The organism is Bradyrhizobium sp. NAS96.2 (assembly GCF_001908235.1).
Taxonomy (GTDB): Bacteria; Pseudomonadota; Alphaproteobacteria; order Rhizobiales; family Xanthobacteraceae; genus Bradyrhizobium.
In genome coordinates, this window is the sequence record NZ_LGHK01000170.1 from 1 (window position 1) to 8,605 (window position 8,605).

The 8,605-nt window shown below is 54.8% G+C and carries 7 protein-coding genes; 4 read left to right on the top strand and 3 right to left on the bottom strand.

Features of this window, described 5'->3' with window-relative positions:
* From AC628_RS44355 to AC628_RS30815, 3 genes are all read left to right on the top strand, one after another.
* The coding region (locus AC628_RS44355) for an AAA family ATPase (protein WP_210190283.1) at nucleotides 1–1,392 on the top strand (1,392 nt) is incomplete at its 5' end.
* Nucleotides 1,393–1,396: 4 nt separating this feature from the next.
* On the top strand, nucleotides 1,397–2,428 hold the full coding sequence (locus tag AC628_RS30810) for a 5-methylcytosine restriction system specificity protein McrC (protein ID WP_074130551.1): 1,032 nt from the start codon (nucleotides 1,397–1,399) through the stop codon (nucleotides 2,426–2,428).
* A gap of 68 nt (nucleotides 2,429–2,496) precedes the next feature.
* Nucleotides 2,497–4,167 (top strand): RecQ family ATP-dependent DNA helicase, encoded by a 1,671-nt coding sequence (locus tag AC628_RS30815; protein ID WP_245321406.1) that lies wholly within the window; start codon nucleotides 2,497–2,499, stop codon nucleotides 4,165–4,167.
* 338 nt (nucleotides 4,168–4,505) lie between these two features.
* Here the strand turns inward: AC628_RS30815 and AC628_RS30820 are convergent, their stop codons facing one another.
* The 3 genes from AC628_RS30820 to AC628_RS30830 form a co-directional block, all read right to left on the bottom strand.
* A complete protein-coding gene (locus AC628_RS30820; protein ID WP_143201888.1) occupies nucleotides 4,506–4,994 on the bottom strand; it encodes a hypothetical protein in 489 nt (162 codons plus the stop codon).
* A gap of 222 nt (nucleotides 4,995–5,216) precedes the next feature.
* Nucleotides 5,217–5,858, bottom strand: a complete 642-nt coding sequence (locus AC628_RS30825; RefSeq protein ID WP_074130553.1) for a hypothetical protein — start codon at nucleotides 5,856–5,858, stop codon at nucleotides 5,217–5,219.
* Between the two features lie 323 nt (nucleotides 5,859–6,181).
* A complete protein-coding gene (locus AC628_RS30830) occupies nucleotides 6,182–6,970 on the bottom strand; it encodes a hypothetical protein (RefSeq protein WP_074130554.1) in 789 nt (262 codons plus the stop codon).
* 104 nt (nucleotides 6,971–7,074) lie between these two features.
* On the opposite strand from AC628_RS30830, the gene AC628_RS30835 reads away from it, so the two are divergent.
* Nucleotides 7,075–8,605 (top strand): McrB family protein (locus AC628_RS30835; RefSeq protein WP_168193482.1); only part of this gene is annotated, 1,531 nt, incomplete at its 3' end.

Genomic DNA, 8,605 nt, shown 5'->3' on the forward strand with positions numbered 1-8,605 from the left:
CTTGGATTCTCCATTGTGCCGAAGAAGTTCATAAATGACCTAGTCGATAGATTCTTGGCGCAGGCAAACGGAGGCCAGGATCTGCGCACAAGTGATTATCCGAAGGAGTATCGAGGATTGCAGGTCAAGGTCGGATTTGGACAAGGGGTGTTTTCTCGTGTCCCTTGGATCGCGTTCCTTGGAACGGGTCAGAAGGTTAGTGACGGAATCTACCCCGTGTTGCTGTACTACCGAGAAGCCCGTGTTCTCATCTTGGCTTATGGAATAAGTGAAACCAATGCGCCCACCATCGAATGGAACGGGCTCGATCAACCGAGAACCGTCGCGACGTATTTGCGGCAGGAGCATTCCAGGGACCCCGAGCGGTACGGCGCCTCCTTCGTTGACGTAGCGTTCGAGGTTCCGGACGGTCTGGATCTTGATCAACTGGCAATTCGGCTGGACCGGATGATTTCGTCCTATCAGTCACAGCTGCAGGCGTCCAAGGCGGTATCAACGACTCCTGAAGAGGATGCACCGAGCATTGTTGGAGTTGACGACGCAATCAAGGATCTCTTCGTCAGTAAGGATCGATTTGAGCTTCTCCTCGACCAGCTGAGGAAGAAGAAAAACATCATACTGCAGGGTCCGCCAGGCGTCGGGAAGACGTTCTTCGCGCAGCGTCTAGCCCAAGTGTTCGCGGGAGGTGATGATCCTGCCAGGATTCGCGTGGTCCAATTTCATGCTTCGTACGCTTACGAAGACTTCGTTCAAGGATACCGCCCCGACGGAAAGGGTGGATTTGAACGTAGAGACGGAATTTTCGTGCGCGCTTGTCAGCTGGCGAAAGCTGATCCGGGACAACCGTACGTGCTTATCATAGACGAGATTAACCGAGCGAATTTGAGCAAAGTATTCGGTGAACTACTCATGCTCGTTGAAAGCGATAAACGTGACAAAAAGTTCGCGTTGGAGCTCGCTTACTCTACTGAAGCCGACGAGCGGTTCTATATACCGGACAATCTCCACATTGTCGGGCTTATGAATACCGCGGATCGGTCCCTGGCATTGGTCGATTACGCGCTCCGCAGGCGGTTTAAGTTCTTTGATATTGCTCCGGGTTTTGAAACAACCGAGTTTCACTCATACTTGCTGGGTCGTGGTGTCCCTGAGCCGGTCATCGTCCATCTTCGGGTTAACTTCGGCCAACTAAACAAAGCCATCGCCCAAGATCGCGATTTGGGCCCTGGCTTCCTAATAGGTCATAGCTACTTTTGTGATCTTCCAGCCGAAGAGGACGCGGAGGACGCCTATAATGAAATCGTTGAGCACGAAATTATTCCGCTCCTGAAAGAGTATTGGTATGACGGCTCACAGGCCGAGGATTGGCGCCAGAAACTCTTGAAGAGATAGCGCGGTGGCGTCGAAGATTCCGATAAAGAACATCTACTACTTGCTCTGCTACGCGTGGAATCGGTTAGAGCAAGGAGCAATTGTTGATGTTGGCAGGGTGCCAACAACGGAGTTGGTCGATCTCTTTGCGGTCGTGCTTTGCGACGGCCTAAAACACCTAGCTCGTCGGGGATTGGAGCAAGGATACAAGCTCAGGGAAGAGGAGCTAAGTGGCGTCCGGGGTAGGCTTGATATTGCCAATAGTGTGCGACGGTTTCTTTTCATGCAGGGTCGTTCGTTCTGCGCCTTTGATGAGATATCGGCGGATACGAGTGCAAATCGCATCCTGAAAGCGACTTTGAAGACTTTGCTGAGCGCCCAAGATATGGACGGCGGCCTAAGAAAGAGGGTCCAACTAACCTACCGATCGCTGCACGGCATTCAGGACATCAAGTTGTCGCGCAATGCGTTTAGTTCCGTTCGTGTCACTTCAAGCAGCCTTTTTTATCGTTTCTTGCTCGACGTCTCCAATTTGGTGTTTGAATCCTTGCTGGTCGACGAAGCCTCTGGTTCGGCTAGATTCAGGGACTTCACACGGGATGACGACAAGATGGCTCGGCTGTTTCAAAGCTTCTTGTTCAATTTCATCGCTCGTGAATGTCCGCAATGGGCCGTAAGGAGCGAGAACATCAAATGGCAAGCTGCCAGCGAGACTGATCCCGATCTCGTGCTGCTTCCGCGAATGCAAACTGACATCTCTACCACCCGGCCAGGTGAGTACCGCATTATAGATGCAAAGTTCTATCGCCAAACGCTTGGAAGTTTCTTCGACGCCGAAAAGATCCACAGCGCAAATCTCTACCAAATGACCAGCTATTTGATGAATGCGCCTGCTGTAGGTGGCATCGAGGCAAGTGGAATGTTGATCTATCCAAGGGTAGATCGTGTCCTGCGAGAGCAGTATGAGATCTTGGGCAGAAAGATCTTGGTTTGCACCGTCAATCTCGACGCACCTTGGCGGGCGATTGATCAGGAGATCCGGGATTTGATGAATTAGATCGCGGTAGTAGTCGCTGAACCGTGGCGGAGCTTGAGACCAGTTATTTGTACAAGAGCGGGATGGGCTTGACGTACGCAGTCGAAGAGGATTGGCGCAGAGTTAGAGAGAGCATCCTTCGACGCGACAATTTCAAGTGCGTCGAATGCGAGAAACCGTGCGATCGAGGTGAAGCCGATATTCATCACCTTCTCCCCCGATCTGCCGGCGGCAGCGATGAGCCTTCAAACTTGATCACCCTGTGCGACGGCTGTCACGCGGCCCATCATCCCAGACTGGCGGCCGGACTGGCGCGCCGCGCAATCGAGCGATGGGCAGTGAGACTAGCTCGTTGGCTTGATCGACAGGGTGAAGTACCTGAGCAAAGCGAGCTCTTTGGTCCAGCGCTCCGGTTGTTCGGCTTAACCCGCTTTCGGGATGGACAGCTACCGGTCGTGCAGGCTGCCCTAACGAATCGATCACTCCTGGTCGTCAGTCCGACGGGATTTGGCAAGACGCTGTGTTTTCAATTGCCGGCGATGCTGCGGCAAGGGGTCAGTGTGGTCATCTCCCCTCTGAAGGCGCTGATGAGTGAGCAGGTTTCGTCGTTGTTGAGGCGCAAGATTCCATCGAGTTTTATCAACAGCGATATCGACGCGGATGAGAAGCGACTTCGCTACCGTCTATTGACCAACAATCATTTCAAGCTGCTGTACGTGGCACCAGAGCGGTTCTTTGTTCAAAACATCAATGAGCAACAGCTGCTCCGGTCCGTTCGTCCCGCGTTTCTGGTGATCGACGAGGCCCACTGCGTTGACCAGTGGGGAAGGGATTTCAGACCGGAGTACGGCCGTCTCAAAGAAGTTTGCGAGGCGCTGGGTTCGCCCCCTATTCTAGCATTCACAGCGACCGCCGGCCAAGAGATGCAAAAGCGCATCTTGACTTCGCTTGGGATTCCCGACGCTCAGGTATTTGTCCGCGGGGTCGACCGCCCCAACATTGGACTTCTTCGATGGAGCGTACCGCTCGACGAACGTCCTCAGGCGATCGCGCAGCTCTGCCGTGTCCCGATGCCGGGTCGGGGGAAAGTGATGATTTTTGTGCCCACCCTTAAGATTGGACAGGCGTTACAGAACTATCTTGCAGAATGCGGGCTGGAGACGCCCTTCTACTACTCGCAGCTCGGCAATGCCTGGGAGCGGGAGCAGCTCTTGAAGAGGTTTGCGGGGGAAAGTCGCCCGAAGGTCGACCGCATTATCTGTACAAGTGCGTTCGGCATGGGCCTAGACATTCCAAACGTTCGCATGGTCATCCATTGGCAGCATCCATCCTCAGTCGAGGACTATCTGCAGGAATTCGGACGCGCCGGCCGAGACGGCAAGGCCTCTGTCGCGGTTCTCCTTTTCGATCAGAGAAGCAGCCGCGACGGCGGTCTTCTCCAGTTTATGGCCGATCGGGCAGTTGAGAACGCGCGATTGCCGCCTCACGAGGCGTTGGCCGCGTCGAACCAGAAGGTTGCTCAAATCGGCAGGATGGCAACTTTGGCAACGAGCCGTGAATGCTTTCGCGATTCTTTAGTCGGCTATTTTAGCGGACCGACACGCACTGCGCGCCGGAGCTTTTCGACCTGGCTATTAGAACTCGTCTTTGCCGACCGCGGCGTGAGACAGCAGAGGGTGATTTGTTGCGACGCTTGCCAGCAGCGATTGATCAGGCGCCAGGGACAACTCGCGTTTGTCAGGAAAGTGCTGAGTGAGTAACACGCGCACATAATACTTCACTGTCCCTGGTCGTGGGGTCCGGGATCGGAGGGCACGCAGAATTAGCGAGCATACCAGCTGCCATAGTCAGCCATTGACCTACTTCTTCCATAACATCTCATGCGCGAACGGAGGGCGGGCGGTCCGCCGGGGAAACGCATGCGATGTTGTGTGGCTGATTATGCCTGCCGCGTTTGTTAGACCGAAACGAAATACCTGCGTGCCGTGCGCGACGTACTGTGCCGTCGCACGATCGCGGTTGCTGTCTGGGTAACCGATTATCGCCCACCGGCGACATCGGGCCTCTTCGGCAAGCTCGCGACAGCCTGAACAATTTTCTACTGTTGCAATGCGCTCTCTAGGAGCTCCCAGTTTTCCTTGAATCGACTAAATTCCTTCGGCGATACGGCGCAATGCCTCGAATCTGGATTCTTTGAAGATCTACCGCGCGGTTTGTAAACCTTGACGCAGTGCTTCTGTAGGTCGCTCAGGTGAAACAGATAGAATTCGTCTTTGCCGCGTTCGACCAGCAGCACGAATATACAAAGCAGTTTGGGGTTGAGCAGCTTTTTCGTACCCTTGACGACCTGCTCACCATTTTTCACTTCTATGTCCAAGAAGGCGTCGGCGTTGAATTGCCATGACCCGCCGTTGATTGCCTTCACCTGGATGGGGATCGCGTGACCTCGGCTGTCCGCCGCGAATAGGTCGTACAGTGGTACGTTTCCGGCAAAGGGTGCAGCAATATAGCCCAGCCTTCCAAGTTCGGCCGCCACAAGGTGTTCACCGATCTGCCGGGTAAGCTGCATCCCCCGTCCGGTAGCCATGACTAACTCCTTCCTCGATCGACCGCCCGCTCTACTCAGTTATATAAAACAACTTTGACGCCGCTAACCAGCGGCTGCAGCAGTCTGCGTGGACAGCGGCGGTTCAGCGGGCTTCTGGCTTGACTAAATAGATCCGGCCTTGATGCAAGTGGACACCCACCCGACAAGCCCGCTGAACCGGTCGAAAGTGACCCCAGGGCGGTCATTGCGTCGCGTTCGTTATCAGGGCGCCGCCAAATCTGTGAGACGCACCTCAAACGACCGGATCAACGGGACGAACGGCACGCTTCCACACGCCAAACGCCGCCCCCAAACCTCTGCGGCGAACAGGGCCTGGCTATGACGCTTCACGACGCCCTCCCAATCCACATTGTCGGTAAATGGCCTGCCTTGGTCGCTCATCTCGCTGGCGCTGAGAAAGCCCAGGTAGACCAGGACGACGGGAATGCCGAGATCCGCTAGCTTCCACGCCCATGCAAACCGGTTCGACATTTGATAGTTCCAGTCGCGCGATAGGGCCCACGGCAGCCCGGTCTCTTCAGCCAAAGCAGCATTCGCGTCTCGTATGGCCCAGTCAATCCGCAGGAGGTTGCGGCGTGCACTTCCAGACACGGCAGTTTCAATGCCTTTCCTTCCAGTCTCTTCCTTTATCAGCTCTTGTTCGTGCGCCTTGGCTTCGATCAATACGATGCCGGCCTTGCCTTCGATCGTGCAGGTACTGGCAATGTCCCAGTGAGGTGTTCGCGTCTTATCCGAAGGTACAGCAAGCCACCACCGCTTAAGTTCAACCCGCACATCTTCGGACAACAGGCGCACTGCCTCCGGCAGAGTGGCCTCTGCAGTACTTTCGAAGCCTAGCGGCATCCAACAATCGCTCGGGGATATGCTTGCGAAGGGGGCCACTAGGGCCGTCAGCCTTTGAGCAACTATATCTGGAGACCCGTGTGTCAGCAGGTGGCATCTAGGTTTGCTGCCCCGACGTTCGTTTCGCTTTAGTCGATTGAGCAAGGTGTTCACTTCCCGGCTTCTATCAGCCGCTTCAGGATCGATGCTTCCGTTCGGCACGGATAAGATCATAGCTGCCCAAGAATTATTCGACGATTGTCCGTGATTGGCCCCAAGCGGCGCTAAAAAAGCCCAGCCCTTCCATAACGTCTAACGTGTGAAATTCGATTGCAAATCCATCATCAAGAGCGGCGAGGGTCGGCCTCGGTCGAGACCTCTTGGTCGAAAGCCTGACGAACCAAGTTGGCATACGGCAAAAGCTGCTTGGCTGCCTCCATGGCGGCATCAATCGGACGAGCTTGAGTTTCAACGGGCGCAGTAAAGTCGATCGGAAGCGTACTTGTGACCAGATCGACCGTTTTGTCATGGCGCTCGATCCGCATCGAGTCGGGTAAGTCTGTCAGGATGGTCAACGCGACGTTTTTCCAACGTCCTTCAAATACCAGAATGACCGATGACTTTGTGAAGCTGTGCACCAGGCGCATGTAAGGTGGGAAATCAACCGCCTTGAAATAGTATCCCTTATCGCCGCCAGGCTGGAGCGTAAGGTCAAACTGCTTGTACTTGCTTAGGACATACGCACGGTAACCTTGTTTGAACCGAGTAAGTGGGTTAACCGCGTCGTTCGCGGTGGAGCCTGGCTTGCTTAATAGGGTTACGCTCACGACGTAGCCATCGGATCCATTTGTGGGAGCCTTGATTGCGCCGGCCGCGACCGCGTGCCCAACACAACCTTTGTCCATTCGACGCTTGTCACCATTGAAGCTTAAGAACACCGGGACATGCTCGGTCCCCAGATGCCAGGAGATGTTCTTCAACTGGCGTAGGAAGTGGTCCTGGCGCTCAGCGTCAGCTGCGGGAGTAGCCTTGCCCAGAGAATTCGCGTCAAATACGGTCTCTAATGCAACGAACGTCTCGCTTCCTTTGCCGTATCTCTCATAATCTAATGGTATAGGCGTCCAATCGGGCATCGAAAAATCCAGTGGTGCTGTACGGTTACTCAAAATGCCGAACTGATTCCGGGTTGCAGATAGATCCGATGTTTTCACTCTTATGATACTCTAGAAGGTCGTTCATGAGTCAAGCCGACGATATACGTCATTTCGTGCGTGTGAATTTCATCGAACCGGCAAGAGCGCGCGGCGACAATTCTGTCTCAATTAAAGCAAGCGACGTGCACAGCGCCCTGGGTCTTAGTAATGCTTTCCCAGCTGTATGTAGCGCCATTGGGGGCGACAAATTCCTTGCTGAGGCCGGTGTTTCGCTGGTCGCGCGAGAGGGGCCCCTCAATAGCTCGACAACGACATTCACGTTCGGAATCAGTGACGGGGACGATATCAACGTCGCGGCCGCGGAAGCAGAAATGCGTCGCCGATATGGAGTGCCTAAGGTCGACACAATGAATTTGGCTTCGTTTGCTCTCGCTGACGGGCGGGAACTGGCGCTTCAGCGCGGCAATAAGATTGTGCAGCTATGGTTCGAGGACAATGGATTATCAGTCCCAGGTGTCGAACAGTTAGTGTACGCGCCGAATGAAGGACGGCATTCAAATCTGCCCAACCGTCTGACGCATCAGCCGACGGCTCCCTTCCGAGAGCAAGGGTTTCCTCGGACGGTGAGAAGCGTGCGCGTGACGAGTGGTGCGCAACTACGATCTGCCTTGGACTGGTATGAGCAGTTCGCGTCCGGAAACCAGATATCAAAACAGGAATTGACGCAGTCGGTTGGGCAGGGGGCCCGCGTGTCTGAGCAAATGGCGACTAACCTGATTCTCTACGGCCCACCTGGAACCGGAAAGACATATTCAAGCGCTCTAGAGGCCGTGAAGCTCTGTGATGGAGGACCGCCAGCGGAGCCCGGGCGCGAGGCGCTCATGAGGCGGTTCAACGCCCTGAAGCAAGCCGGACGTATTGCGTTCGTTACATTCCATCAGAGCTACAGCTATGAGGAATTTGTAGAAGGGCTGCGGCCCGACACCAGCCTTGGCCAGGACGGAGACGGCCAGGCAATTGCGGGCTTCCGTCTGAAGCCGACCAATGGAGTGTTTAAGCGCGTAGCTGCCGTCGCTCAGCAGGCGGCGCATGCGATTGGCGAGGGCAAGAACGGGATTCCGAATGGAGATTCGGTTCCGTACGTTCTGATCATTGACGAGATTAATCGAGCCAATATTTCGAAAGTCTTTGGTGAGCTGATAACGCTCATTGAACCGGACAAGCGCCTGGGATGTATCAACGCTCTAACGGTGACGCTGCCCTATTCTGGAGACGATTTTGGTGTTCCTGCAAATCTGCACATCATCGGAACCATGAACACCGCCGATCGCTCGATTGCGCTGCTCGATACGGCATTGCGCCGTCGGTTTCACTTCAAGGAGCTAATGCCAAGTCCTTCCCTTCTGAATCTGAAGGTTGGGACAGTGGACCTGTCGTCTGTGCTGCGTCGTCTTAACGAGCGAATTGAATATCTGTTCGATCGCGAGCATCAGATAGGCCACGCCTATTTCATCGACTGCGACAGTCGCGACAAGCTGGACGATGTCATGCGTAACAAAATAATTCCGCTGCTCGCCGAGTATTTCTACGATGATTGGGAGAAGGTGCGGCTGG

Coding starts and splice junctions, on each gene's coding strand:
- AC628_RS30820 (WP_143201888.1), bottom strand. CDS start 4,994: ATGGCTACCGGACGGGGGATGCAGCTTACCCGGCAGATCGGTGAACAC.
- AC628_RS30825 (WP_074130553.1), bottom strand. CDS start 5,858: ATGCCGCTAGGCTTCGAAAGTACTGCAGAGGCCACTCTGCCGGAGGCA.
- AC628_RS30830 (WP_074130554.1), bottom strand. CDS start 6,970: ATGCCCGATTGGACGCCTATACCATTAGATTATGAGAGATACGGCAAA.